The 25,418-nt window shown below is 62.0% G+C and carries 21 protein-coding genes and 1 pseudogene; 7 read left to right on the top strand and 15 right to left on the bottom strand.

Annotated elements, in window-relative coordinates:
- Window positions 1-145: 145 nt before the first annotated feature.
- A complete protein-coding gene (gene acnB, locus AC3WN7_RS07465; RefSeq protein WP_095966963.1) occupies window positions 146-2,746 on the bottom strand; it encodes a bifunctional aconitate hydratase 2/2-methylisocitrate dehydratase in 2,601 nt (866 codons plus the stop codon).
- A gap of 454 nt (window positions 2,747-3,200) precedes the next feature.
- Between acnB and AC3WN7_RS07460 the strand changes: the two genes are divergently transcribed.
- Window positions 3,201-3,671, top strand: a complete 471-nt coding sequence (locus AC3WN7_RS07460; RefSeq protein ID WP_102673627.1) for a DUF1289 domain-containing protein — start codon at window positions 3,201-3,203, stop codon at window positions 3,669-3,671.
- Between the two features lie 131 nt (window positions 3,672-3,802).
- Here AC3WN7_RS07460 and AC3WN7_RS07455 read toward each other — a convergent pair whose 3' ends face one another.
- Window positions 3,803-4,666, bottom strand: coding sequence for a universal stress protein (locus AC3WN7_RS07455; protein ID WP_095966965.1), 864 nt, complete (start codon window positions 4,664-4,666; stop codon window positions 3,803-3,805).
- A 162-nt stretch (window positions 4,667-4,828) separates the two neighbouring features.
- Between AC3WN7_RS07455 and AC3WN7_RS07450 the strand changes: the two genes are divergently transcribed.
- Complete coding sequence (locus AC3WN7_RS07450; RefSeq protein WP_102673626.1) at window positions 4,829-5,437, top strand: MiaE family protein; 609 nt, start codon at window positions 4,829-4,831, stop codon at window positions 5,435-5,437.
- A 75-nt stretch (window positions 5,438-5,512) separates the two neighbouring features.
- On the opposite strand, the gene AC3WN7_RS07445 is transcribed toward AC3WN7_RS07450, so the two are convergent.
- Complete coding sequence (locus AC3WN7_RS07445; protein WP_102673625.1) at window positions 5,513-7,756, bottom strand: TonB-dependent siderophore receptor; 2,244 nt, start codon at window positions 7,754-7,756, stop codon at window positions 5,513-5,515.
- 108 nt (window positions 7,757-7,864) lie between these two features.
- Window positions 7,865-8,353 (bottom strand): GFA family protein, encoded by a 489-nt coding sequence (locus AC3WN7_RS07440; RefSeq protein WP_095966967.1) that lies wholly within the window; start codon window positions 8,351-8,353, stop codon window positions 7,865-7,867.
- Between the two features lie 341 nt (window positions 8,354-8,694).
- On the opposite strand from AC3WN7_RS07440, the gene AC3WN7_RS07435 reads away from it, so the two are divergent.
- The 3 genes from AC3WN7_RS07435 (at window position 8,695) to AC3WN7_RS07425 (ending at window position 11,904) form a co-directional block, all read left to right on the top strand.
- Window positions 8,695-9,579, top strand: coding sequence for a LysR substrate-binding domain-containing protein (locus AC3WN7_RS07435; RefSeq protein ID WP_102673624.1), 885 nt, complete (start codon window positions 8,695-8,697; stop codon window positions 9,577-9,579).
- A gap of 100 nt (window positions 9,580-9,679) precedes the next feature.
- Window positions 9,680-10,804, top strand: a complete 1,125-nt coding sequence (gene aguA / locus AC3WN7_RS07430; RefSeq protein ID WP_007976289.1) for an agmatine deiminase — start codon at window positions 9,680-9,682, stop codon at window positions 10,802-10,804.
- Between the two features lie 2 nt (window positions 10,805-10,806).
- The gene (locus AC3WN7_RS07425) at window positions 10,807-11,904 is read left to right on the top strand and encodes an extracellular solute-binding protein (protein ID WP_102673623.1); all 1,098 of its coding nucleotides are present in this window, start codon (window positions 10,807-10,809) and stop codon (window positions 11,902-11,904) included.
- A gap of 132 nt (window positions 11,905-12,036) precedes the next feature.
- Here AC3WN7_RS07425 and AC3WN7_RS07420 read toward each other — a convergent pair whose 3' ends face one another.
- The 6 genes from AC3WN7_RS07420 to AC3WN7_RS07395 form a co-directional block, all read right to left on the bottom strand.
- On the bottom strand, window positions 12,037-12,654 hold the full coding sequence (locus AC3WN7_RS07420) for a DNA-3-methyladenine glycosylase family protein (RefSeq protein WP_102673622.1): 618 nt from the start codon (window positions 12,652-12,654) through the stop codon (window positions 12,037-12,039).
- 4 nt (window positions 12,655-12,658) lie between these two features.
- A complete protein-coding gene (locus tag AC3WN7_RS07415) occupies window positions 12,659-13,471 on the bottom strand; it encodes an isocitrate lyase/PEP mutase family protein (RefSeq protein ID WP_102673621.1) in 813 nt (270 codons plus the stop codon).
- Between the two features lie 35 nt (window positions 13,472-13,506).
- Window positions 13,507-14,589 carry a bifunctional transcriptional activator/DNA repair enzyme AdaA gene (locus tag AC3WN7_RS07410; protein WP_102673620.1) on the bottom strand — a complete coding sequence of 361 codons (1,083 nt, stop codon included), beginning with the start codon at window positions 14,587-14,589 and terminating at the stop codon, window positions 13,507-13,509.
- Window positions 14,590-14,659: 70 nt separating this feature from the next.
- Window positions 14,660-15,616, bottom strand: coding sequence for a Dyp-type peroxidase (locus AC3WN7_RS07405; protein WP_172435744.1), 957 nt, complete (start codon window positions 15,614-15,616; stop codon window positions 14,660-14,662).
- A gap of 32 nt (window positions 15,617-15,648) precedes the next feature.
- Entirely contained in the window at window positions 15,649-16,269 is a 621-nt protein-coding gene (locus tag AC3WN7_RS07400) for a LysE family translocator (protein ID WP_095966974.1), read from the bottom strand.
- A gap of 90 nt (window positions 16,270-16,359) precedes the next feature.
- Window positions 16,360-17,256, bottom strand: coding sequence for a DMT family transporter (locus AC3WN7_RS07395; protein ID WP_102673619.1), 897 nt, complete (start codon window positions 17,254-17,256; stop codon window positions 16,360-16,362).
- An 89-nt stretch (window positions 17,257-17,345) separates the two neighbouring features.
- Here AC3WN7_RS07395 and AC3WN7_RS07390 point away from each other — a divergent pair, with 89 nt between their 5' ends.
- Together AC3WN7_RS07390 and AC3WN7_RS07385 are read left to right on the top strand one after the other, a co-directional pair.
- Complete coding sequence (locus AC3WN7_RS07390; RefSeq protein ID WP_102673618.1) at window positions 17,346-18,677, top strand: aminotransferase-like domain-containing protein; 1,332 nt, start codon at window positions 17,346-17,348, stop codon at window positions 18,675-18,677.
- An 86-nt stretch (window positions 18,678-18,763) separates the two neighbouring features.
- Entirely contained in the window at window positions 18,764-19,351 is a 588-nt protein-coding gene (locus AC3WN7_RS07385) for a LysE family translocator (RefSeq protein ID WP_102673617.1), read from the top strand.
- A gap of 179 nt (window positions 19,352-19,530) precedes the next feature.
- Here AC3WN7_RS07385 and AC3WN7_RS07380 read toward each other — a convergent pair whose 3' ends face one another.
- The 5 genes and pseudogenes from AC3WN7_RS07380 to AC3WN7_RS07360 form a co-directional block, all read right to left on the bottom strand.
- Entirely contained in the window at window positions 19,531-20,364 is an 834-nt protein-coding gene (locus AC3WN7_RS07380; RefSeq protein WP_102673616.1) for an AraC family transcriptional regulator, read from the bottom strand.
- Window positions 20,365-20,397: 33 nt separating this feature from the next.
- Complete coding sequence (locus AC3WN7_RS07375; protein WP_102673615.1) at window positions 20,398-20,901, bottom strand: VOC family protein; 504 nt, start codon at window positions 20,899-20,901, stop codon at window positions 20,398-20,400.
- 103 nt (window positions 20,902-21,004) lie between these two features.
- Window positions 21,005-23,494, bottom strand: coding sequence for a TonB-dependent siderophore receptor (locus AC3WN7_RS07370; protein WP_102673629.1), 2,490 nt, complete (start codon window positions 23,492-23,494; stop codon window positions 21,005-21,007).
- A 99-nt stretch (window positions 23,495-23,593) separates the two neighbouring features.
- Complete coding sequence (locus tag AC3WN7_RS07365) at window positions 23,594-24,577, bottom strand: FecR domain-containing protein (protein ID WP_102673614.1); 984 nt, start codon at window positions 24,575-24,577, stop codon at window positions 23,594-23,596.
- Window positions 24,574-25,097: pseudogene (locus AC3WN7_RS07360) on the bottom strand (sigma-70 family RNA polymerase sigma factor). Before AC3WN7_RS07360 ends, AC3WN7_RS07365 begins: the two are co-directional and overlap by 4 nt.
- Window positions 25,098-25,418 lie beyond the last annotated feature (321 nt).

The raw sequence follows: 25,418 nt of genomic DNA, 5'->3' as shown, positions 1-25,418 counted from the left end.
CGTCATGACATTCAGCATTGATGTTGACTGACCCACCGCCTTCGCGAGCAAGCCCGCTCCCACAGGGTTTTTGGTGTTTGAACTGGATGCATAAAAAAACGCCGCTCATCTCACGATGGGCGGCGTTTTTCATTGCGTTGCAGCGTTAGGCTTGAACGACCGGGATGTTGGCGTTCGCAGCAGCCTCACGGAACTCGGCGATCTGGTCGAAGGACAGGTAGCGGTAGACATCGGCCGCCATGCTGTCGATCTTGCCAGCGTATTCCATGTACTCCTCGACGGTCGGCAGGCGACCCAGGATGGAAGCCACGGACGCCAGCTCAGCCGAAGCCAGGTAGACGTTCGCGCCGTCACCCAGACGGTTCGGGAAGTTACGGGTCGAAGTCGACACAACGGTCGAGTTCGGCTCTACACGTGCCTGGTTACCCATGCACAGCGAGCAGCCCGGCATTTCCATGCGCGCGCCGGCCTTGCCGTAGATGCCGTAGTAGCCTTCTTCGGTCAGCTGGTGAGCGTCCATCTTGGTCGGCGGCGACAGCCACAGACGGGTTGGCAGCTGACCCTTGACCTGTTCCAGCAACTTGCCGGCAGCGCGGAAGTGACCGATGTTGGTCATGCACGAACCGATGAACACTTCGTCGATTTTCTCGCCAGCAACGCTGGAGAGCAGGCGAGCGTCGTCCGGGTCGTTCGGCGCGCACAGTACAGGCTCCTTGATGTCGGCCAGGTCGATCTCGATGACTTCGGCGTATTCGGCGTCCTTGTCCGCTTCCAGCAGCTCAGGGTTGGCCAGCCAGGCTTCCATCGCTTGAGCACGACGTTCCAGAGTACGTGCATCGCCGTAGCCTTCGCCGATCATCCAGCGCAGCAGGGTAATGTTGGACTGCAGGTATTCGGCAATCGACTCTTTGGACAGCTGGATGGTGCAACCGGCAGCCGAACGTTCAGCCGAGGCGTCAGACAGTTCGAACGCTTGTTCTACGGTCAGTTTAGGCAGACCTTCGATCTCCAGGATGCGACCGGAGAAGGCGTTCTTCTTGCCTTTCTTCTCTACGGTCAACAGGCCAGCCTGGATCGCGTAGTAAGGAATGGCGTGAACCAGGTCACGCAGGGTGACGCCTGGCTGCAGTTCGCCTTTGAAGCGAACCAGGATCGACTCAGGCATGTCCAGCGGCATGACGCCGGTGGCTGCGGCGAACGCAACCAGACCGGAACCGGCCGGGAACGAGATGCCGATCGGGAAACGGGTGTGGGAGTCACCACCGGTACCGACGGTGTCTGGCAGCAGCATGCGGTTCAGCCACGAGTGGATGATGCCGTCGCCCGGACGCAGGGAAACGCCGCCGCGGGTCATGATGAAGTCAGGCAGGGTGTGGTGGGTGGTCACGTCGATCGGCTTTGGATAAGCCGCGGTGTGGCAGAAGGACTGCATCACCAGATCGGTCGAGAAGCCCAGGCACGCCAGGTCTTTCAGTTCGTCACGGGTCATGGGACCTGTGGTGTCCTGGGAGCCCACGGTGGTCATCTTCGGTTCGCAGTAGGTGCCCGGACGGACGCCGGTCACGCCGCAAGCCTTGCCGACCATTTTCTGTGCCAGGGTGAAGCCCTTGGTGCTTTCAGCCGGTGCTTCAGGCTTCTTGAACAGGGTCGAAGGTGGCAGACCCAGCTCGGCGCGAGCCTTCTCGGTCAGGCCGCGGCCGATGATCAACGGAATACGGCCGCCGGCGCGAACTTCGTCCAACAGGACCGGGGTCTTCATTTCGAAGGTGGTCAGGACTTCGTCGGTGCCGTGCTTGCAGACTTTGCCAGCATGCGGGTACAGGTCGATCACGTCGCCCATGTGCATGTTGGAAACGTCGAATTCGATTGGCAGTGCGCCGGCATCTTCCATGGTGTTGTAGAAGATCGGAGCGATCTTGCTGCCGAAGCAGAAACCGCCGGCACGCTTGTTCGGCACGTAAGGAACGTCGTCGCCGAAGAACCACAGCACCGAGTTGGTGGCCGATTTACGCGAAGAACCGGTACCGACCACGTCGCCGACGTAGGCGATCGGGAAGCCGGCGTTGCGCATTTCTTCGATCTGCTTCATCGGGCCGGTGACGCCTTGTACGTCAGGCACGATGCCGTCGCGAGCCATTTTCAGCATGGCCAGGGCGTGCAGCGGGATGTCCGGACGGGACCAGGCATCAGGCGCAGGGGACAGGTCGTCGGTGTTGGTTTCGCCGGTGACCTTGAACACGCGCAGGCTGATCTTGTCGGCCAGGGTCGGGCGCTTCACGAACCACTCGCCGTCAGCCCAGGATTGCAGCACGCCTTTGGCGTGAACGTTACCGTTCTTGGCTTTTTCAGCGACGTCGTGGAAGGCATCGAACATCAGCAGGGTGTGCTTGAGTTCTTCGGCAGCTACTGGCGCCAGTTCGGCGTCGTCCAGCAGGTTCACCAGGGTCACGATGTTGTAGCCGCCCTGCATGGTGCCGAGCAGTTCAACAGCGCGCTTCTTGTCGATCAGGGGGGATTTGGCTTCGCCTTTGGCGATGGCGGACAGGAAGCCGGCCTTGACATAGGCCGCTTCGTCCACGCCTGGCGGAACGCGGTCGGTGATCAGGTCAACGAGGAATGCTTCTTCGCCAGCCGGGGGATTTTTCAGCAGCTCGACCAGGCCTGCAGTTTGTTCGGCGTTAAGCGGCTGGGGAACGATACCCAGTGCTGCGCGCTCTTCGATATGTTTGCGGTAGGCTTCAAGCACAGTTATTACCCTCATCAGTGGTCCCAAATGGGTGTCCGGGACGCTCATCCCGAAATTGCCGTACTCATGCGCTGCATGGCGTTGTGAGCCACTTAGCCAGAATTACCGACAATTCCTTACAGAAGCTGCTTTCAAAGTTTTACGCCTGCAGAACGGGAGCTGATGAGGGTTGGCGTTGGGCTTTTCCCCGCTGGAAAAACCCCTCGCCAACACCGCTCTGAAGGAACGACTGTGCTCGTGACGCTTTGAAAACAGCTTCTAACGGACATTGGCGCCTAAAAAGGCAGGCTGATTCTACGGCAAAAAAAAATTTAAGGTAAGTCAGGTTTTATTGGACTTTGGTGGCGGCCGCTAAACGCCGATTCAGCCATGGCCCTGAACTTTGAGGGGTGATCAATGGTGGACAAAGGACTAACATGCCGGCCTGTTCTGCTTTTTCGCGTTTTGCCTACCTATGCCCAATCAGACCATCAAGACGCCGTGCGTCGGCCTTTGCTCCACTGTTTACGGTGACCTGGTGTGCCGTGGCTGCAAGCGTTTCCACCACGAAGTGATCCACTGGAACGGTTACAACGAGGAGGAAAAGCGCGCTGTATGGCTGCGTCTTGAGCAATTGCTGTCGCAAGTGATGGCCGCCAAGGTGGAAATTTTCGATCCGGCGCAGCTGCGGATGCAGCTGGAGCAACGCAAGATCCGTTTCGTACCCCATCAGTCGGAATATTGCTGGGCCTACCAGTTGATCGCCCGGGGGGCGCGGGTGATCAACAACCTGGAAGCCTACGGGATGGTGTTGCTGCCGGAGTTTCGCGACTGGAACCTGCCGGAACTGCGCGATGCCATTGATCGGGAATTTTTCCTGCTCTCCGAGGCGCATTACCAGCGCTACATTGCGCCGGGGTTTCTGAGGGATGCGTTTGGAGGCTAAATTTTTTAAAAGCTTCGCGAGCAAGCCCGCTCCCACATTTATCCCCGGTTTTACACAAAAGTTGTGTCTGCTGAAGATCCAGTGTGGGAGCGGGCTTGCTCGCGAAGACGGCCTTTCAATCACCACATATCTCAGTGCTTGCCGGCAATCTCCTCAAGATGATCTTCGATCTCCTGCGGCTTGAGCACCAATACGTCACTTTCAACCGCATCGAGCACCACTTCCGCCGTATTGCCGATCAACGCGCCTGACAACCCGCTACGCGCCACGGTGCCGATGACGATCACGGCCGCCTGCAGCTTGTGCACCATGAACGGAATCAACACGTCCGCCGGACCTTCCTCGATGTGCAGGTGATCATCGTCGATGTCGAACTCGGCCTGGAACGACTTGCATTGCTCACGGTAGCGCGCCTGGATGGTTTCGCTGAGTTGAAAGGTCGGGTCGGCCGACGACAGCATCGGCGACGGGTGGGCGCTGATCACGTGCAAACGGGCCTTGGCCAGGGTTGCGATGTCATAGCCATGATCAATGATGGTGTTGTGCAGGTGGCGGTGTTCGAGGTCGGTGTTGCCGACGTCGATGGCTGCCAGGATCACTTTGTCTTTCCATGAGCCAGCGGTTTTCACCAGCAGTACCGGGGAGGGGCATTGGCGCAGCAACTTCCAGTCCTCGGGTGTCAGCAGGGCCTTTTTCAGGGCGCTGTCGGGATAGTGCTGCTTTACCACAAGACCGCAGCCTTCGGCTTGCTGCACATCGACGATGGTTTGATGCAGGCTCTGGTTCCAGGCCTGCTCAGTGGTGACGTTGTATCCGTCTCCCTGTAAAGCGGCCTTGAGCACACCCAACATGCCACTGTGATCATGCTTGGGGTCGCACACCAGCAGATGCAACTGCGCCTGGGTCACGCCGGCGATCAGCTTCGCCCGCTTGAGCGCGAGGCTTTCGGAGTGTTCGGGGTCGATGACCACCAGAATGCTGCGTACGGCTTGCATGAGCGCGATCTCCTGAAAATAAAAAAGCACGGCGTTGCACAACTATAGTTGCTGCCTGCGATTCGGGGACTTGATGCATATCAACGGTTGGCGACTGGTGGTCTGCGGGCAGGCCGGTATAATCGGCGCCCTTCGTTTTGAACCTATTTGTCCGTGAGCCCCATGATCCTTCCCGAAATTCACGAGTTCCTTGGCTGCCGCACTCCCGACGGCTGGGTTCAAGCCGCGCTGGCCGATCAGGAAACCTTGCTGATCGACCACAAGAACTGCGAATTCAAGGCCGCCAGCACCGCGTTGAGCCTGATCGCCAAGTACCATTCCCACGTCGACCTGATCAACATGATGTCGCGCCTGGCCCGTGAAGAACTGGTGCACCACGAGCAGGTCATGCGCCTGATGAAGCGCCGCAAGATTGCGTTGCGCCAGCTGTCCGCCGGGCGTTATGCGTCGGGTCTGCGCAAGGTGGTGCGCAGTCACGAGCCGGTGAAACTGGTGGACACCTTGGTGGTGGGCGCCTTCATCGAGGCCCGCAGTTGCGAGCGTTTCGAAGCACTGGTGCCGCATCTGGACGAAGAACTGGGCAAGTTCTATTTCGGCCTGCTCAAGAGCGAGGCCCGGCATTTCCAGGGATACCTGAAACTGGCCTACCAGTACGGTGACGCCAGGGACATCGCTCAGGTGATCGACAGGGTCCGCGCCGCCGAACAGGAACTGATCGAATCCCCGGATGTGGAATTCCGTTTCCATAGCGGCGTACCGGCCGCAGCCTGATCAACTGGTGCGGTTCTGACGCGCTCCCACAGGTATTGTGCTTGACTGACTGGCTTTTTTGTCAGGTCTTCAGCTTCAGAAATCCCACGTGGTGGTCAACATCACGTTGCGTGGTTCGCCATAGTACGTGGTGTCGAAGTTGCCCAGGCCCGTCAGGTAGCGTTTGTCGAAGACGTTGTTGGCGTTGACGGTGAAGCTCAGGTTCTCGTTGAACTGGTAGCGGCTCATCAGGTCGACGAGGGTGTATCCGCCTTGCTTGATGCGGGTGTAGTCGCCCACGGTCGGGCTGTAGATCTTGCCGTAGAACGCGCTCTGCCAGCTGATGCCGCCTCCGATGGTCACCTTGTCCAGTGCGCCGGGCAGGCGGTAGGTGGTGAACGTACGCACGACGTGTTCCGGTTTGCTGGTGGACAGCGGGAAGCCGAAGATGCGCTGTTCATCGGCGTCACGGGTGCGGGCGTAGGTGTAGCCGGCCGACACGTTCCAGCCTTCGGCCAATTCACCGGCCAGTTCCAGCTCCACGCCTTTGGTGGTCGCGCCGTCAACGGCTTTGTAGATGCCTTCGTTGGTCACCGGGTTGGTGCCGATCGATTCGGCGAGGTTGTCTTGCTCGATGCGGAAGAAGGCCAGGCTGGCATTCAGTCGCCCGTCGAAGTAGGCGGCTTTCAGGCCGGCTTCGTAGCTGTCGCCTTCGACCGGCGCCAGGGTCGAACCGTTGATGTCCTTGTAGGTTTGCGGCTGGTAGATGCTGGTGTAGCTGGCGTAGGCCGAGTAGGTGTCGTCCAGGTCATAGACCACACCGGCATAAGGCGTGACCACGCCATGTTCCTTGTAGCTGGCATGGGTGTCATCGAGGCCCGCACCCGGATAGTACGAATAGTCTTCGTTGTACTTGAAGGTGCTCAAGCGGCTGCCGAGGATGATCGACAGGTCATCGGTCGCGTGCAGACGCGTGGCCAGGTACAGGCCGTTCTGGCTTTGGGTGCGTTCGTACTTGCCGTTTTTCGGGAAGTCCTGTTCCGGCAGATCGCCATTCCAGTCGTAGATGCTCCCCGGGACCATGGCGAAGGCACTGGTGTCGAAGGTCGCGCCGGTCTGGCGCGAGTGGGAGGCCATGAAGCCGGCCACCAGTTCATGCTCGCGACCACCCAGGGAGAAGGGGCCGGTGACGTTCACGTCAGCGGTGTTTTGCACGCGGTGACCTTCCCAGCGACCCCAGTACAGGAACATGCCTTCACCGGTGGCACGGTCCGGGTTGCCGCCACTGGCCGAGGCCAGGCGAGTGTCGTGATCGGTGGTTTTCTGGTCGAACGTGGCCTTGAACGTCCAGTCGTTGGCCAGGGCCTGTTCCAGGGAGGCGAAGTAGGTGATGTCGTCGAAGTCGCGACGACTCCAGTCGGCACCCGGGTTGAAGTGACGCGGGAAGTCGGTACGGCCGCCGTCCGAGAAGTACACCGGGTTGCCGGTCCAGGACGAGCCTCGCGGGGTGGCGCTGGACTTGTCGATGCCGAAGGTCAGCAGGGTGTCGGGCGTCAGGTCGGCTTCGAGGACGCCGTAGAACAGGTCCTTCTTCTGGCTGTAGTGATCCTGGTAGGAGTTCTTGTCGGAATAGGCGCCGACAAAGCGGCCACGCACGCTGCCGGAATCGTTCAGCGAACCGGAAATGTCGCCGACGCTGCGATAGGCATCCCACGATCCGACGGTGCCGCTGATCGACGCCTTGAATTCCTTGGTCGGCTTCTTGCGGATCAGGTTGACGGTGGCGGACGGGTCGCCCGAGCCGGTCATCAGGCCGGTCGCACCCTTGACGATTTCGATGCGGTCCAGGCTGGAGGCGTCGTCGCTGTTGTTAGGGTTTTCACCGTAGACGCCGTCATAGGGGATGTTGATGCCGTCGTACTGGAAGTTGGTGATGGCAAAGCCACGGGCGGAAAACTCGGTGCGGTCACTGTCGTACTTTTGCGTCGAAATCCCGGGGGTGTTGCGCAGCGCGTCGCCGATGGTCTGCACGCCGCGGTCGTCCATCTGCTGGCGGGTGATGACGGTCACCGATTGCGGCGTTTCGCGGATCGACAGGGGCAGGCCGGTGGCCGAAGACGTTGAACCGGTGGTGTAGGAGTGGGTGCCTTCGGTGGTGGCGCCCAGCGCCTGGGCGGAAATGTTCGTTGCGCCCAGCTGCAGTACGCCGTCGTCCTTCGCCGGCTTCTTCTCGGCATCGGTTTCAGCGGCGTGGGCGGCGAGGCTCATCAGGGCGGCGGGCAGGGCCAGCGCCAGAGGGCACAGGGCAAAACGGAAACGGGCGACAAGCGGGTGCGACATGGGGATCCCTTTGCATCGAATCGATCGGTAGTTGAAGTGCTTCTGAGGGGTTAACCGAACGAAAAATGCAAAGGGGAACTGCCGCCTGAAAAAACTGATCATTATTTCTCAGCGAGCCAGGCCGAGACGCTGATGCCACTGGGCGATGGATTCTTCAGGGTACAGATCGAACTGCTGATCCCCGGGCTGCGCCTGGACCTCCACCCACGGCGCTTTCGAGCCGAGCATCAGGTGCGTGTGCTCCGGCGGTACCGGCAGCGGTGTGTCGATGGCGCAAGCGAACGGGTGAATCAGTTCCGGCCACTGCGGGCTGAACAGCCACAGGCCCGAGCCGCAGACCGCACAGAAATGCCGCTCGGCGCTGCTGCTGTGGGCGCGTTTGTCGCCTTCTTCCTTGAGCCGCGCATGGTAAATCGCGATGTGCTTGCGCCCGCGCACCTTGAGGCTGGCGGCATCGCCACCGAGGTTGATCGCATAGCCGCCACCGCCCTGGGTCTTGCGGCAGATCGAGCAGTAGCAACGCTGGTAGGGGTAGGGGTGGGCGCAGGTCAGGCTGAACGACACCGCGCCACAATGGCAGGAACCTTCGAGTTGCATGGGAGCCTCCGGCTGTCTTGAGCGTACCCGGGACAGCCTAGACCCTTAGCGTGAGTGGACAGGCGCGAAAAGCCAGGGTGATTTCGGCTTCGCCACTTTGTGCGCGGGTCACGTCCAGCATGTGCCGGGTGCGGGTGGATGTCATGATCCATAAGGGAAGGTGATGGGTGGGTGGATTTGTGGTGAGTGGGCCGGCCCATTCGCGAGCAAGCCCGCTCCCACATTTTGAATGCGATCCCCTGTGGGAGCGAGCCTGCTCGCGAAGAACGATAACGCGGTCCCACTGGACGCCTGCCACAGGCCAAGTCAGCATGTCCCCCTCGAAACCGGGACACGACCTGATGCGACGATTACCTTCCCTGGCAGCCCTGCGAACCTTCGAATGCGCCGCCCGCCATGCCCATTTCGGCCGGGCGGCGGCCGAGTTGTGTGTCACCGACAGCGCGGTCAGCCACCAGATTCGTCAGCTCGAGGAGCAGCTCGGTGTGCCGCTGTTCATGCGCGAAGGCCGGCAGATTCGCCCGACCCTGGCCGCCGGGCGCCTGATGCAGAGTTTGCAGCAGGCTTTCGAACTGATTGGCGATGCCTGCGACGAGCTGCGCGATCCTTCATCGCTTGCGGTGCTGCGTCTGGCGGTGACCGCCGAGCTGGCGCAAAAGTGGCTGATGAGCCGTCTCACGGATTTCTATGCGCGCTATCCGCACATCACCCTGCATCTGTACGAACAACCGATCGACGCCACGGCCCCGGGGGAAGACATCGACCTGGCGATCACCTACGGCACCGGCCCGGTGGACAGCAGCGCGTATTTCGTCCGGCCACTGCCGGCGTTGCAGTTCTTCCCGGTGTGCAGCCCCGGCCTGTTCAACCAGGGCTCGCTGAAAACCCCGAAGGACCTGGCCCGTCACTGCCTGCTGCACGACGACCAGGACGGCAAGACCTGGACCGCGTGGCTCACCAGCCACGCCGGCGACCAGCGCCCCGACCGCCAGTTGTATTTCGCCCATGCCGGGCTTGCGCTGGAGGCGGCGGCGCAAGGGCAGGGCGTGGCCATGGGCGACAACCTGACGGCCCAGGAAGATTTGCTCAGCGGTCGCCTGGTACGGCCGTTCACGTCGAGCATGACCGCCCTGGGCCAATACGCGCTGGTGTGCGAACGGGTGCGGCTGGAACGTCCGGCGGTGGCGCAGATGCTGGAGTGGTTCAACGATCAGTTGCTCGATTGATGAGTTGAATTCAAGTATTCCGAAATAATCATCGTTGGCGAGCCAGTCGCCAACACCCTTAGCCTGTGGTCATTCCAATCCCTGCTGAAGAGGTTTGACCATGGCCCGTTTGCTCGACACCACTCCCAAACAGGACGGTTTCCGTCTGCCCGGCGAATTCGAAGCCAAGTCCGGTTGCTGGCTCGGCTGGCCGGAGCGCACCGACGTCTGGCGCAACGGTGCCAAGCCTGCGCAGAAAGTCTGGGTGCAGATCGTCACCGCCATTTCCATGAGCGAACCGGTCACCGTGTGCGCCTCGGCGGCACAGTTCGCCACCGCGCGCCGCCAGTTGCCACCGCAGGTGCGTGTGGTGGAAATGACCTGCAACGACACCTGGTTCCGCGACAGCGGCCCGTGCTTTGTGGTCAATGACCAGAGCGGCGAAGTGCGCGGCGTCGACTTCGAGTTCAATGCCTACGGCGGACTCGACGGCGGCCTGTACTACCCGTGGGACAAGGACGACCAGATCGCGAGCAAGATCCTCGAAATCGAACGCTTCGACCGCTATCGCGCCCCCTTGATTGCCGAACTGGGCGGCATCCAGAGCGACGGCCAGGGCAGCATCCTCACCACCGAGCAATGCCTGCTCAATCGCAACCGCAACCAGCATCTGGGCAAGGACGAAGTCACCCGTCGCCTGACCGACTACCTCGGCGCCGAGCAGGTGATCTGGCTGCCGCGGGGCTGCAAGTTCGACGAAACCGATGGCCACGTCGACGACCTCGCCTGCTTCGTGCGCCCCGGTGAAGTGGTGCTGCAATGGACCGACAACCGCGACGACCCGCAGTGGGAAATCTATCAGGAAGCCTATGACATCCTGCGCAGCACCCGCGACAGCCGCGGCCGCGAGCTGATCGTGCACAAGCTGCCGCAGCCGGATGTGCTGGAGTGGACGGCCGAAGAAGCCGAAGGGCTGGACCAGCAGGACAGCACCCATACCCGTCAGGCCGGGACCAAGATTTGCGCGTCGTACATCAACTACTACGCCGGCAACAGCGCCATCGTGGTGCCGCTGTTTGGTGATCGCAACGACAAGGTGGCGCTGGCGACCCTGGCCGAGCTGTTCCCGAAACACAGCATCGTCGGCATCGAAAACTCCCGGGAAATCCTCCTCGGCGGCGGCAACGTCGCGTGCATCACCATGCCGCAGTACGCCGGCACTGCTTGCAACAAAAAGGGAGTCTGACCATGGGCCTGCACAAACTGACTCAAGCAATACTGCTGGTGCTTGCACCCCTGTGTGTGCAGGCCGCCGACACCGCCAAGCCGGTGGTCAACCTGTATATCTGGGGCGAGTACCTGGCCCCGGATACCCTGAAAAACTTCGAGGAAAAAACCGGCATTCATGTGGTGGTCGACCACTTCGATTCCCTGGAAACCGTCGAGACCAAGCTGCTCACCGGTCGCAGTGGCTACGACCTGGTATTGACGGCGGGGCAGCACCTGTCGCGCGCCATCGAGAGTGGCGCAGTGCAGACGATCGACAAGCAGCAACTGCCGCATTTCGCCGGCGTCGGCGAGGAGTTCCGCCAGCACATGGCGGTGTTCGATCCAGGCAACCGCTATGCCGGGATCTACGCCTGGGGCACCACGGGCGTGGGTTATCAGGAACAGGCCGTGCAACAACGCCTGGCCGACGCGCCGACCGACAGTTGGGCGATGCTGTTCGACCCGGCCGTGGTGTCGAAATTCGCCGATTGCGGGGTCAGCCTGCTCAACGATCCCAATGAAGTGTTCGCGGCGGTCATGAAGTACATGGGGCTGGATATCAACCGCCAGAACCTCGACGACCTGAAACTCGCCGAGCAGCAACTGGCGAAAATTCGGCCGTACATTCGCTACTTCGACAACGACCTGAACATCAGCGACCTGGCCAACGGCAACACCTGCGTGGCGATGTCGTGGAACGGCAACGTGGGCATCGCGGCGGGCCAGGCCGAGGCGGCGGGCAAACCCTATTCGCTCAAGTACCGGATTCCCAAGGAGGGCACGTTGATCTGGTTCGATGCCATGGTCATTCCCAGGGATGCGCCGCATCCGAAGGCCGCTCTTGCCTTGATGGACTACCTGATGACCCCGCAAGTGATCGCGCCGATCACCGACACCATCCATTACGCCAATGCGATCACGGCGGCCGATGGCTTGATCGACCCGGCGATCCGCAATGATCCGGGGACGTATCCACCGGCCGCGGTCAAGGCTTCGCTGTACACCAAGAATGACAATGGCAAGGCGTTCAACCGGGCGTTGATCCGGGCGTTCAGCCGGTTGAAGTCGGGGTTGTGATTGGCCCTTGATGGTGTGTTGACTGGACTGACGTCTTCGCGAGCAAGCCCGCTCCCACAGTTGACCGCGATCTCATTTGAGAACTCGGTCAACTGTGGGAGCGGGCTTGCTCGCGAAGAACGATAACGCGGTTTACTTGTTTGGAACCCGCCACAAATACCAGGAGGCCACCGTCCGATACGGGCTCCACGCCGAGCCGATCTCGATCATCTGCTTGCGCGTCGGCTGCACCTCCAGGCCCTTGAGCCGGCGATAACCCTCACGCACGCCAAAGTCGTCGGCCGGCAGGATGTCCGGGCGTTCCAGGCTGTAGATCAGCAGCATCTCCACGGTCCAGCGCCCGACGCCGCGCAACGTGATCAACCGCTCGATCAGCGCTTCATCGTCCATGGCCAGCGCCGTGGCGTAATCCGGCACCACGCCGTCCAGCGATGCCTGGGCGATACCCTGGATGGTCGCGATCTTGCTCGCGGAAAACCCGCAACTGCGCAATCGGTCGAAATCCGTGGCGACGATCTGTTCAGGCCGGGGAAAGGCGCCCGAACCGAACAGCGCCAGCAGCCGCCCGACAATCGCATCGCCGGCCTTGGCGTGCAGTTGCTGATAGGCAATCGCCCGCACCAGCGACTCATAGGGATCACGCGCCGCATGCGGCTGGTGCAGGCACGGGCCGATGGCGTCGATGTGGCGGCGCCAGTCGTCATCGATGGCGGCCAGGAACTCACTGGCGGCCCGATAGCCGTCGGCCATGGGCTCAGGCTTTCCCGGACGGTTTCAACAGGGCGTTGATTTCGCCATAGGTGAAAGCCTTCAGGTTGTGGCTATCGAACTTGCCGGTTTGCAGAAAGCTTTGGGCAATGCCGGCCATGGCACCGTAGAGGAATTCGGCGATGCCGGAACCGGCGCTCAGACGGCGTACGCCGAGCGCTTCAAGCGCTTCGGGCGACGGCAGGCCCGGGACCCCCAGCACATTCAATGGCAACGAGGTGCCGTGGCACAGCGCCTTGATCTCGTACTCGGCGGTAACGCCCGCCGCAAACAGGCCATTGGCACCGGCTGCCTGATACAGCGCGGCGCGCCTGAGGGTTTCGGCGACGCGGTCTTCGGCAGGCACCAGGCCGCGCAGGTAGACATCGGTGCGCGCATTGATGAACAGGTTCACGTTACGTCGATCGGCCACCTGGCGCGCGATTTCAATCTTGCGGATCAGCAACTCCGGCGGCGAGGAACCGTCTTCGATATTGATCCCGACCGCGCCGGCGGCGATCACCGCGTCAACCACCTGTGCCACCCGCTTCAGGTCGTCGGAGTAACCGGCCTCTATGTCCACGGTCAGCGGCACCGAAATGACCCGGGCAATCGACTCGACGGTTGAGACCAGGCGCTCAAGGGGCAGGGTGTTGCCGTCCGGGTAGCCATGTACCCAGGCCACCGCGGCGCTGCTGGTGGCCACCGCCTTGTTGCCCAGTTGCTCCACCAGCCGCGCCCCGGCGGCGTCGGCGACGTTGGTGAGGATCAGCAAACCCTCGTGATGCAGTTGGTGCAGTTGATGGTCGAGCCTGTCCATCGAGTTTCCTTCCTTATGAAAAGCCTGTGGGGGGATCAGAGCGTCAACTGCTCCGTGAGCTGCACCGCAGCGTTTTCCAGCCTGAGCAGGAACGCCTTGCGTGGCTGGCCTCCAGCGTAGCCGGTCAGCGAGCCGTCGGCGCCGATCACGCGGTGGCACGGCACGACAATCGATAAGCGGTTATGCCCGTTGGCCAGGCCTACCGCCCGACTGGCACCGGGCTTGCCCAAGGTCGCTGCAAGGGTGCCGTAGGTGGTGGTCTGGCCGTAGGGGATCTTCGCCAGTTCCGCCCAGACGCGGCGGGAGAACTCGCTGCCGGGCATGTGCAGGGCAACGCTGAACTCAGTCAACGTCCCGGCGAAGTACGCCGACAATTGCGCTTCGATCTGCTGCAAATGGGTGTTGTGCCCCGGGGCCACGGCATAACCGAAACGGTTTTGCAGCGCTTCGATCGACGGGGTCAGTGAGGCCTGATCGAGAAACTCCAGCAGCACCAGCCCACGCCGTTCGGCCATGGCGATCATCGGCCCCAGCGGCGTGGTCAGGCGGGTGAACAGCAACGGCTCGCTGTTGGCCGCACGGCCCGGGGTGATGTGAAACGACTTTTGAAAGGCATCGCGAAAGCCGCTCAGGGACTCGTAGCCGGAATCGAAGGCGACGGCGTCGATGGAGTCGCCCTGTTTGATCCCGCCCAACGCAGTGCCCAGGCGCCGGGCGCGTAGCCATGCGTGGAAGGTCATGCCGAAATGCTGCTTGAACCAGCGGCGCAGTTTCAGCGGCTCGATGCCCGCGGCCAGTAACTGGGCGTCGGTCCAGCGCCGCTCAGGGTCGGCGTCTACCGATTTGAACAGCTTCTGCACCCAGTCCGGCGCGCTGGCGGCGGTGTCCAGCGGTTTGCAGCGCAGGCAGGCGCGGTAGCCCGCCGCCAGGCATTGCTCGGCGTTGGTAAAGAACTCGACATTCTCAGGCTTCGGGCTGCGGGCGGTGCAGCCGGGGCGGCAGAAGATGCCGGTGGTCTTGACCGCCGTGAAGAACACGCCCTCGTAAGAGGTGTCTCGTTCGAGCATGGCGCGAACCATCTCGGCGCGGGGCGGGAGCAGCGTTTTTTGTAGGTTCATGGACGCAGCATAGAGGGCGTCATGGGTGGCCTCCACCGGAAAATCGACAGCGAATTTCAGTTGTTTCCAATCAGGTGTGGGGTGGTTCGCGATCGGCCAGTTCTTCCAGCAGATCGGCCGAAGGCACAAAGAACAAGCCACCCGTGACTGCCGTGCTGAAATCCAGCAGGCGGTCGTAATTGCCAGGCGGCTTGCCGACAAACATGTTCTCGAGCATTTGTTCCATAGGCTCAGGCGAACGGGCATAGCCGATAAAATACGTACCGAACTCACCGGCACCGGGTCGGCCAAACGGCATGTTGTCGCGCAGGATTTTCACTTCCTGCCCGTCCTTGGTGATTGTCGTCAAGGCGCTGTGGGAGCAGCTGGGTTTAATCGAGTCATCCAGTTCGATATCGGACAATTTCGTGCGTCCGATCACCCGTTCCTGGGCCTCGACCGAGAGCGCGTTCCAGGCCGTCATGTTGTGCAGGTATTTCTGCACCAGCACATAGCTGCCCGCGGCAAACAGCGGGTCTTCATCGCCGACCATCGTGAAGTGGGCAGCCTTGCGACCGACCGGGTTTTCGGTGCCATCGACAAAGCCGATGATGCTGCGCATATCGAAATAGCGAAAGCCCTGAACTTCATCGACGACCGTGACCGCGTCTCCAAGGGACGAGAGCAATTGCGTGGCCAGTTCGAAGCACAGGTCCATCTGCTCGGCGCGAATGTGCAGCAAGATGTCGCCCGGCGTTGCCACCGCTCGACGTCCTTCGGCGCCGAACTCGCGAAACCCGTGCAGCGAAGCCGGGCGCGGGCCGCTGAACAAGGTGTTCCAGGCACTGGAGCCAAAGCCACAGATGCACGACAAATTGCCGGAGGGAACACGTTTGCCGACCGAGCGCGTGAGGGCCGCGATGTCTGCACACCAGGCCCGCACTTTAGCGGCCGCATCCCCGCCGGGCGTCAATGTGGCGACGATGAACATCGCGCTGCCGGTGATGGGGCTGCATACCGCTTGAGGCTCTGGTGTTGGGTTATCCATTGGCATTTGCACTCCATGAGCAGGCGGAATATTCAGGCGCGTCGCGCCATCAGCAAAACTGAAGCCGCCGCCGACAGCAACCCGGCGCAGCAGCGGTTGAACAGGCGCTTGCCGGACGGCCGGGCGAACCAGCGGCGCATGTGCAGGCCCATGTAGGCATAGGCGCCGATGGCGATCCATTCCAGCACCAGGAACAGCGCGCCCAACACCACGAACTGCGGCGCAATGGCTTGGGTCGAGTCGACGAATTGCGGCAGGAACGCGGTGAAGATCAGGATCGCCTTGGGGTTGCCGGCCGCCACCAGGAACTCCTGCCGCGCCAGTGCCAAGGTGCCCGCTGGCGCGCTGGTGACGACGTTCTCGACACCGGGATCGGCGCGCCACAATTGCCAGGCGAGGTAGAACAGATACGCCGCACCCAGGATCTTGATGGCGTAGAACAACAGTTCTGAAGTTTGCAGCACCACTGCCAGCCCCGCCGAGGCCAGGGCAATCATCCCGGCGAACGCCAGCAACCGGCCGATGCCGGCCACGCACGCGGTGCGGTAGCCATAGCGGGTCGAATTGCTGACCGACAGCAGGTTGTTGGGGCCGGGTGCCATGTTGAGGGCGAAGCAGGCCGGCAGAAACAGGGTGAGGGTGGCGAGGTCCATGGTCGGCTCCTGAAGCAAGAGCGCTATTTTTATCACAGCCCGGCGGTGGTCAGACCCATACAGTGATGGGCGTAAACCACCGTATCAGGGCTATTTAGCGAATTTTTTCGCCCCGGCGACGCACAGGATCACCGCGACGGTCACACCCAGCATGCCGAGGCTGACCTGTTCATGCAGCAGGGTCGCCGCGAGGGTCAACCCGAAAAACGGCTGCAGCAGCTGCAACTGCCCAACGGCGGCGATGCCTCCTTGGGCCAGGCCGCGATACCAGAACACGAAACCGATCAGCATGCTGAACAGCGAGACGTACGCCAGGCTGAACCAGGCTGGGGTGCTGATGCCGCTGAACGAAGCCGGCATGCGCATCCAGCTGAGCAGCGCCACGACCGGCAGCGACAGCACCAACGCCCAGGAAATCACCTGCCAGCCGCCGAGGGTGCGTGACAGCTTGGCGCCTTCGGCATAACCCAGGCCACAGGCAAGGATCGCCAGCAGCATCAGGATGTCGCCCTGCGGGGAGGCGCTCAGCCCCTGGGACAGGGCAAAGCCGACCACCAACAGGCTGCCCAGCACCGAGAAAATCCAGAACGCCGCCCGTGGTCGTTCGCCGCCGCGCAGCACGCCAAACACCGCCGTCGCCAGGGGCAACAGACCGACGAAGACGATGGAGTGCGCGGACGTCACGTATTGCAGCGCCAGGGCCGTCAGCAGGGGGAAACCGATGACCACGCCGAGGGCGACTATGATCAGCGGGACCAGTTGCTGGCGCGCCGGACGTTTTTCCTTGAATAACCCCAGCAGGCACAGCGCCAGGGCCGCCGCGATGGTCGCCCGCGCAACCGTCAGGAACACCGGGTCGAATTCCAGCACCGCCACCCTGGTCGCCGGCAGCGAGCCGCTGAAGATCACCACACCGATCAGTCCGTTGATCCAGCCGCTGGTGCTGTTTTCCAGCGTCCGGTGTTGCAGGTTCGAAGTCCGTTCCATTTGGCTCACGCTCATTGTCTGATTGCACGAAACCCATCGTATGAGCGAGTATCGATACAATCAAAAAATTGTCATGGATACATCTCGACATGCCTCGATCCCGTTATAAAACGCTGGTGGATGCCTTTGCCGCCGACATCCGTTCCGGGTGTTTGCCGCCGGGCACGCGCCTGCCGACGCACCGGCAACTGGCAACCGAGCACGGTCTGGCGCTGGTCACCGCCAGCCGGGTCTATGCCGAGCTGGAGGGCATGGGCCTGGTCAGTGGCGAAACCGGTCGCGGGACCTTTGTCAGGGAGACTTCGCTGCCGCCGGGGCAGGGCATTTCGCAGCACGTGGTGGCGGCGGGGATGATTGACCTGAATTTCAACTACCCGTCATTGCCCGGCCAGGCCGACCTGCTGCGCCATGCCTTGCGTCAGCTGGCGCTGTCTGGTGACCTGGAGGCGCTCCTGCGTTACCAGCCCCACGCGGGGCGCCTGCACGAGCGGGCCTCGGTCGCCCGTCATCTGGTCGAGCGCGGGCTGAACGTGCCGGCCGAGCAGGTGTTGATCGTCAGCGGTGCCCAGCATGGCCTGGCGGTGACGCTGATGACGCTGCTCAAGCCCGGCGATGTCATCGCCGCCGATGCGCTGACCTACCCCGGTTTCAAGACGCTGGCCGAAACCCTGCATCTGGAAGTCTTGCCCATTCCGGTCACCGATACCGGGCCTGATCTGCCGGCCCTGGCAAAACTCTGCCGCAGCCGATCGGTGCGCGCCGTTTATTCGATGCCGACCTTGCATAACCCGCTGGGCTGGGTGATGGACGCCGATCAACGCGAGCAACTGGTGGCGATAGCGCGCCAGCATGACCTGACGATCATCGAGGACGCCGCCTACGCGTTCCTGGCCGAAAACGTACCGCCACCGCTGGCCGAGCTGGCGCCGGAGAGAACGGTGTACGTGTCCGGTCTGTCGAAGAATATCGCCACTGGCTTGCGCGTCGGCTTTATCGCCGCACCGGCGCAATGGATCGCCGCCTTCGAACGCACCATCATGGCAACCACCTGGAACACCCCCGGCGTGATGACCGCCATCGCCACGGCCTGGCTCGACGATGGCACCGTCCTCCAGCTGGAAGCGCAAAAACGTGCGGACGCCCGGGCCAGGCAAGCCTTGGCCCGCGAGACGTTGGCGGGGCTCAGGACCATCAGTCACCCGAATTCCTACTTCATCTGGTTGCCGTTGGCGGAAGACGCCCGGGCCGACCAGATCGCCATGGCGCTGATGCGCGAGCAAGTGTCGGTGTCGCCGGCCGAGCCCTTTGCGATTTCAGCCCATGTGCCCCACGCGATACGCCTGGCGTTGGGCTCGGTGGACATGGACTCGCTGCGCATTGCCCTGACCAAGGTGAAAAGCGTCGTCGGTTATTACTCATAGCGCTGCAGGGCAGTTTTGTTCAATACGCGAATCGCTCGGCTCTTTACCTTGAGGGCCTTGTTCAATTCGATGGAAGAAGGTGTGCAATGAGTCTGATGATATCCATGGCGGCGTTTGCGCTGGTCGCGTCCATCACCCCGGGGCCGGTCAATATTGTGGCGTTGAGCGCCGGCGCGCGGTTTGGCTTCCGGGCCAGCCAGCGTCACGTGGCCGGGGCCACGCTGGGGTTTGTCCTGTTGTTGGTGCTGATGGGGCTGGGCCTGCATGAGTTGTTGCAACAGTGGCCGGCGTTGACCCAGGGGGTGCGATGGGCCGGCGTAGCCTTTCTGTTGTACATGGCCTTCAAGCTGGCGGCCGACAATGGGCGGGTGCAAGCCAGTGAATCGGCGCAAGCCCCGTCAATGCTGTATGGCGCCATCATGCAATGGCTCAACCCCAAGGCCTGGCTGGCCTGCGTGGCCGGCATGGGCGCGTTTGTCGCCGATGGCGAGGCACGCCTGGTCTGGCAGTTTGCCGCGATTTATCTGGTGATCTGCTATGCGTCGGTGGGGTGCTGGGCGTATGCCGGGACGTTTTTGCGCGGTTTTCTGAACAACCCGGCAGGGATGCGGTTGTTCAATCGGGTCATGGCGTTGCTACTGGTGGTGAGCGCGGTATACCTGTTGCTGCCGTAACTGCAGTCGCTACAGCTTTTGTGGCGAGGGAGCTTGCTCCCGCTGGGCTGCGTAGCGGCCCCCGCTTTTCTTCAGATCAATCATGTAGGCAGGTTTTGCGACGGCTTCGCCGCCGAGCGGGAGCAAGCTCCCTCGCCACAGATTTAACCGAACCACAGATCTAGGTAAAACCTCGGGTATTACCCCCGATACTGCCCCGGTGTCGCCGCCAAATGCTGTTTGAACGCCCGCTGGAAATGCGCCTGATCGGCGAACCCCGCTTCCAGTGCCACGTCCGCGATCAGCTTGCCGCTGCGCAATTGATCCTGGGCGAACTGGATGCGCCGGTTCACCAGGAACGCGTGGGGCGTCATGCCGTAATGCTGTTTGAAGGCGCGGATCAGGTAGGACGGCGACAATTGCGCGGCCTCGCAAATGTCTTCGAGCCTGAGGGTTTGGGTGCAGTGGTCGCGGATGTAATCGGCGGCACGCTCGAGCTTGAAATTGGGTTCGCGCAGCGGTTGATCGACCGGGTTGAGTCGTAGCTGAACCTCCGTAAAGAACTCCACGGCCACGCTGTGTTTGCGCAGGACATCCTGCTGCGGATCGACCAGCACTTCATACAAGCCCGCGAGGCCGGCAAACAGGTTGGCATCGCGCGTATGGGTCGTTGAAAAACGGCGAAACGCCGCGTCATCGCTGAACCCGAGCTGGTGCTGTAAATCGGTCAGCCACGGCGTATCGACGTACAGCATCAGGTACGACCAGGGTTGGTCTTCGATCGGGTTGCAGGCGTGGACGTCGCCGGGGTTCATCAGCACCACCGTGCCGGCGCTGACCTCGAAGGCTGACTGCTCATGGAGATAGGTGCTGCGCCCGGCGGTGATCGCCCCGATGGAAAAGTGTTCGTGGGCGTGCCGGGTGTAGCAGACCTCGCGCCCGTCGGCGATGGCGCGGGCTTCGATGAAGGGCAGGGCGTCATCGCGCCAGAAGCGCGGGGCCTTGTCGGCGTTCTTGGCAACGGCGTGCTTCATGCTCTCTCCTCGGCAGGTCAGTGCCGGAGTGTATTAGCTCTCGCCGTCAAAGGCTCGTTGCAGTGTGGCGATATCGAGTTTTTTCATTTGCATCATCGCCTGCATGGCCCGTTGGGATTTTTTCGTGTCGGGGTCTTTGATCATGTCCATCATCGCGATGGGGACGATCTGCCACGACAGCCCGAACTTGTCTTTCAGCCAACCACATTGCTGGGCCTCGGGCGCGCCACCGGCCGACAGGTTGCCCCAGTAATGGTCGACTTCTTCCTGGCTCAGGCAATTGACCTGAAACGAAACTGCCTCAGTGAATTTGAACAGGGGGCCGCCGTTGAGGCCGGTGAAACTCTGGCCGTCGAGTTCGAAGCTGACGGTCATGACCGAGCCTTCGGGCCGCCCGTGGAATTCGAAACCGGCGTGGCCGTAATGGGTGACGGCCGTGATTTTCGAATGGTCGAAGATCGAGCAATAGAACTTCGCCGCTTCTTCGGCCTGATCGTCGAACCACAGGCAGGGCGTGAGTTTTTGTACGCGTTGCATGGCGGGCACTCCTCGGCAGGTTATGCATGCAGGAATACAGCGTAGTCAGCCTGAGTGGGGTCGGCAGTACCGTAGATCGCCAAACAGCCGTTTCAGGGCGCGATTAGAACGCCCACCGGGTGGTCAGTTGCACGGTGCGCGGTTCGCCATAAAACCCGGTGCCGAAGTTGCCCAGCCCGGTGTAGTAGGTTGTATCGAACAGGTTCTTCACGTTCAGCGTAGTGCTCAGGTGCTCGTTGAAGCGATAGCGCGCCATCGCGTCCACCAGGGTGTAGCCCGGTTGGGTGATCGTTGTGTACTGACCGAAGTTCACCGTATCGGTGGGGGCGGGACGGAACACCTTGCCGAAAAATTCGCTTTGCCAGTTCAGGCCGGCGCCGACGATGAGCCTGTCCCACGCGCCCGGCAGGCGGTAGGTGCTGAAAACCCGCACCAGCTGTTCCGGTGCCGAGGTTTGCAGCACCGAACCGTAGACGTAATCACCCTGGGCATCGCGGGTGTGGTTGTAGGTGTAGCCACCCGCCAGGTTCCAGCCGTCGCGCAACTCGCCGGCCAGTTCGAACTCGAAGCCTTGGGTGGTGGCGCCCTGGACGGCGCGGTACACCGACTCGGCATCATCGCCGCTGACATGTTCGGCGATGTTGTCCTGTTCGATGCGGTACAGGGCGAAGCTGGCGTTCAGGCGCCCGCCAAAGTATTCGGCCTTGATGCCCGCTTCAAGACTTTTGCCCTGTACCGGATCGAGCAGTTGCCGGTTGGCGTCCTTGCTCATTTGCGGCTGATAGATGCTGGTGTAGCTGGTGTACACCGACCAGGTGTCGTCGAGATCATAGACAAACCCGGCGTAAGGCGTGACGACACCGCTCTGGCGATAGCGGTCGCGCAGGTCGACGCTGTTCGGGTCGCTGTAGTCCAGGTCGTCGTGTCCGCTGAAGTTACTGACGCGCGCGCCGAGGATCAGCGCCAGGTCGTCGACGGGTTTGAGCCGGGCGGCCAGGTAGGCGCCGGTCTGGCGCTGGACGATGTCGTCGGTGCCCACCCGGGGGATCTCGGGTTTGGCAAACTCGCCGCGCCAATCGAAGATACTGCTGTCCACCGGCGGATACACCGAGCCGTACACCGGGATGTCCTGGCGGGTGTTCATCGACATGAACCCGGCGATCAGTTCGTGCTCGCGACCTGCCAGGGTGAACGGTCCGCTCAGGTTGACGTCGACGTTGTCCTGCACCTGGTCGCCCTTGAACTTGCCCATGTACATGAACATGCCGTCACCGCTGACCGGGTCCGGGTTGCCGCCACTGGCGGAGGCGAGGAAGGTATCGTGCCGGCGGTGCTTGCGGTCGTAACTGACCTTGAGTGTCCAGTCGTTGGCCAGTTGTTGCTGCACCTTGGCGAACAGCGTCTGGTTGGTGAAGTCGCGGCGGCTCCAGTCGGTGGCCGGGTTGAAGGAACGGGAGAAATTGGTGCGCGAGCCGTCGCTGTCGTACATCGGGAAACCGGTCCAGCTGGCGCCTCGGGAGCGGGTGTCTTGCTGGTCGATACCGAGGGTGACGAGGGTGTCCGGGGTCAAGTCGGCCTCGACAATGCCGTAGGCGATGTCCCTGGAGTTGCGGTAGTGATCGACGTAGGCGCTGCGATCCTGATAAACCCCGACCAGACGCCCGCGAACATTGGCGCTGGCGCTCAGCGGGCCGGAAATGTCGCCTTCGCTGCGATAGGTGTCCCAGGAGCCGACGGTGCCGCTGACCGAGGCTTTGAATGCCGGGGTCGGGCGCTTGCGAATCAGGTTGACGGTCGCCGAGGGATCACCCGCCCCGGTCATCAGGCCGGTCGCGCCCTTGATGATTTCGACGCGGTCATAGGGGGCCATGTCGGTGCTGGTGGTGCCGTAGTCGTAGACACCGTCGTAGTCGGTATTGACGCCGTCGTACTGGAAGTTGGTGATTGGCAGGCCACGGCTGGAAAACTCCCAGCGCTCGCTGTCGTAGTTTTGCACACTGATGCCGGGCGCGCGGCGCAGGGCGTCGACGATGCTGGTGGCGCCCTGGTCGTCCATGAGTTGGCGGGTGATGACCGTGACCGATTGCGGCGTCTCGCGCAGAGACAGCGGCAGGCCGGTGGCTGAAGACGTCGAGCCGACGGTGTAGGAGTGGGAGTCTTCGCTGATGGTCCCGGGTGCCTGCCCGGAAATGTTGGTCGCCCCCAGTTCCAGCGCATCTTGTGCCACGGGGGCGGCGTGCAGCACATACCCGCCGTTCCCCTGGCGTTGCGCTTGCAGACCGCTGTCTTGCAGCAGTCGATGCAAGGCTTGCTGCTGGCTGTAGACACCGTTGAGGCCAGGGCTGCGTTTGCCGGCAGCGAGTTCGTTGTGTCCGGCGAGGAAAATCCTGGCTTGTTCGGCAAAGCGGTTGAGTACGCTCACCAGCGATCCGCCGGCGATTGCGTAATGGCGTGTCTGGTTGCCGGGTTGTTCGCTCTCGACCAGAGGGGCGGCTTGACTGCGCGACACGTCCAGGCCCGGCAAGACCACCGCCAGCGCCAGCACCAGCGGATGCAAGGCGAAGCGTTGGTGAGTACGGGTGGCGCGTGGCATGGAGTTCCCGGAAGTCGGATCAATCTGCATTCGAAGTGCTTGAAGGATTAACCGAGCGAAAAAGGCAAAAGGGAACCGACGCGCCAGAAAAAACGCTCATCAGGTTTTCGGGCCTACGTTGACCCACCACTGCAGCGGCTTCTGCACCCGTACCGGTAATGCCGCTTCCAGCAGGCGCAAGGCCTGATCGGTGTCCTTGAGCGGGAACGCACCCATGACCGGCAGCCCGGCCACCGCCGGGTCACATCCCAGATGCCCGGGGCGATAGCGACTCAGTTCTTCGAGCAACTGCCCCAGCGGCAGGTTGTCCGCCAGCAACAGGCCGCGGCGCCAGGCTTCGCGGCCGGCCGACGAAGCGGTCGGTGTCGGTGTGTGGTCTTGTGTAAAACACAGCTGCTGTCCGGCCTTGACCACCTGCACCTGACCCTGGGTGGTGCGGACTTCAACGGCGCCTTCGTAGACATTCAACAGCGTTTGCCGGTCTTCCTGGCGCACGCTGAAACGCGTGCCCAGCGCGCGCAGGCGGCCCTCGACGGTTTGCACCAGCAGCGGGCGGCTGGTGTCGCTGGCGGTGTCGATCAACACCTCTCCGGCCTGCAACAGCAATAACCGTTTTGCGGTGTCGAAACGTACATCCAGTGCACTGAGGGCGTTGAGCCAGATTCGGCTGCCGTCGCTGAGCCGGGCTTCCCGGGTTTCACCGGTGCCGGTGGAGAGGTCGGCGGTCCATCGGGTCAGGGTCAGCGGCAGGGCGCTTTGCCGCCATGCGCTCCAGCCGAGCCAACTGCCCGACACCAGCACCAGCAGGCTTTTGACCATCTGGCGGCGGCTGATGGAAGCGCGGCCGCTGTTGCGTAACACGTGGCCGGCCGCTTGTTGATGAGTGTCCTGCAGCGCGGCAAAGCGCTGGCTCACACGCTCGACGTAGTGCCACGCGGCCTGATGCTCGCCGCTTTGCGCCAGCCAGGCTTGCCAATGCTCGCGTTCCTGCTCGCTGGCGTGGTGATCGTTGAGTTGCACGTACCAGCTGGCTGCCTGTTCGAGGCTGGCGTGGCTGATGGCGTGGGTGGCGGCGCGGGTCATTGAATCAGCAGGCCGTCGAGTTCGGCTTCGAGCATTGCGCAATGCATCAGCGCCTGGGCAGGTACTTTTTCACCATGCGCTCGCTCACGCCGATTTCTTCGGCAATGTTTCGGTAGGGCAGCCCATGCACCTGCGCCAGAACGAACGCATCACGCACCCGCTGGGGCAAGCGCTGCAGCATGGCATCCACTTCGTACAGGGTTTCGACGATGATCGCCCGCTGCTCCGGCGAAGGCTGGACGGCCTGGGGCTGCGCGGCCAGGGTCTCGAGCCAGGCCTGTTCCAGCTGGCGACGACGCCAGTGGTCAATGCACAGGCCTCGGGCGATGGTCGCCAGGTAAGAGCGTTCGTGGGTTTCCCCGTCAAACACCTGCGGACGTTTGAGCACCCGTATGAAGGTGTCATGGGCCAGGTCGGCGGCATCGAACGCATTGTTCAAGCGTCGGCGCAGCAACTCGTGCAGCCAGTGGTGGTGGCTGGCGTAGAGGTTCTGGACGCAGGAGGAATCGGCAACCGTCATCGTGAGCACATGTCCAAGGGCGATCCGTACGCTTATGTAAATAAGAATTGATCGCGATTAAAACAAAAGGCCTATGACTGTGCAAATGATATTGGTTTGCTTTTATCCGGTTGGCCCCAGGCTTGAATGAGGTTGTAGTCATAATGACGCTTATATGTGTCATAAAGACCATTTCATGTGTGAGTCAAATTGACTGCTACTCTCTGAGGTCATTGATTTAACTGAAGATATCTCGTTGGCACGAAACATGATGCATGAAACAGGCAAGGTACAACTGAACGCCTTCAGGAAAACGCAAAATGTCCGACTACTTCAGCAACC

The organism is Pseudomonas sp. FW305-70 (assembly GCF_058783925.1).
This window is presented reverse-complemented; position numbering and strand designations above follow the sequence as displayed.

What these genes read in the sequence shown, in the direction of transcription:
- AC3WN7_RS07450 (WP_102673626.1), top strand. Translation starts at nt 4,829, where the DNA reads ATGATCCTTCCCGAAATTCACGAGTTCCTTGGCTGCCGCACTCCCGAC.
- AC3WN7_RS07440 (WP_095966967.1), bottom strand. Translation starts at nt 8,353, where the DNA reads ATGCAACTCGAAGGTTCCTGCCATTGTGGCGCGGTGTCGTTCAGCCTG.
- AC3WN7_RS07415 (WP_102673621.1), bottom strand. Translation starts at nt 13,471, where the DNA reads ATGGACAGGCTCGACCATCAACTGCACCAACTGCATCACGAGGGTTTG.
- AC3WN7_RS07405 (WP_172435744.1), bottom strand. Translation starts at nt 15,616, where the DNA reads ATGGATAACCCAACACCAGAGCCTCAAGCGGTATGCAGCCCCATCACC.
- AC3WN7_RS07435 (WP_102673624.1), top strand. Translation starts at nt 8,695, where the DNA reads ATGCGACGATTACCTTCCCTGGCAGCCCTGCGAACCTTCGAATGCGCC.
- AC3WN7_RS07380 (WP_102673616.1), bottom strand. Translation starts at nt 20,364, where the DNA reads ATGAAGCACGCCGTTGCCAAGAACGCCGACAAGGCCCCGCGCTTCTGG.
- AC3WN7_RS07445 (WP_102673625.1), bottom strand. Translation starts at nt 7,756, where the DNA reads ATGTCGCACCCGCTTGTCGCCCGTTTCCGTTTTGCCCTGTGCCCTCTG.
- AC3WN7_RS07425 (WP_102673623.1), top strand. Translation starts at nt 10,807, where the DNA reads ATGGGCCTGCACAAACTGACTCAAGCAATACTGCTGGTGCTTGCACCC.
- AC3WN7_RS07390 (WP_102673618.1), top strand. Translation starts at nt 17,346, where the DNA reads ATGCCTCGATCCCGTTATAAAACGCTGGTGGATGCCTTTGCCGCCGAC.
- AC3WN7_RS07370 (WP_102673629.1), bottom strand. Translation starts at nt 23,494, where the DNA reads ATGCCACGCGCCACCCGTACTCACCAACGCTTCGCCTTGCATCCGCTG.
- AC3WN7_RS07385 (WP_102673617.1), top strand. Translation starts at nt 18,764, where the DNA reads ATGAGTCTGATGATATCCATGGCGGCGTTTGCGCTGGTCGCGTCCATC.
- aguA (WP_007976289.1), top strand. Translation starts at nt 9,680, where the DNA reads ATGGCCCGTTTGCTCGACACCACTCCCAAACAGGACGGTTTCCGTCTG.
- AC3WN7_RS07455 (WP_095966965.1), bottom strand. Translation starts at nt 4,666, where the DNA reads ATGCAAGCCGTACGCAGCATTCTGGTGGTCATCGACCCCGAACACTCC.
- AC3WN7_RS07460 (WP_102673627.1), top strand. Translation starts at nt 3,201, where the DNA reads ATGCCCAATCAGACCATCAAGACGCCGTGCGTCGGCCTTTGCTCCACT.
- AC3WN7_RS07375 (WP_102673615.1), bottom strand. Translation starts at nt 20,901, where the DNA reads ATGCAACGCGTACAAAAACTCACGCCCTGCCTGTGGTTCGACGATCAG.
- AC3WN7_RS07400 (WP_095966974.1), bottom strand. Translation starts at nt 16,269, where the DNA reads ATGGACCTCGCCACCCTCACCCTGTTTCTGCCGGCCTGCTTCGCCCTC.
- AC3WN7_RS07420 (WP_102673622.1), bottom strand. Translation starts at nt 12,654, where the DNA reads ATGGCCGACGGCTATCGGGCCGCCAGTGAGTTCCTGGCCGCCATCGAT.
- AC3WN7_RS07410 (WP_102673620.1), bottom strand. Translation starts at nt 14,589, where the DNA reads ATGAACCTACAAAAAACGCTGCTCCCGCCCCGCGCCGAGATGGTTCGC.
- AC3WN7_RS07395 (WP_102673619.1), bottom strand. Translation starts at nt 17,256, where the DNA reads ATGGAACGGACTTCGAACCTGCAACACCGGACGCTGGAAAACAGCACC.
- AC3WN7_RS07365 (WP_102673614.1), bottom strand. Translation starts at nt 24,577, where the DNA reads ATGACCCGCGCCGCCACCCACGCCATCAGCCACGCCAGCCTCGAACAG.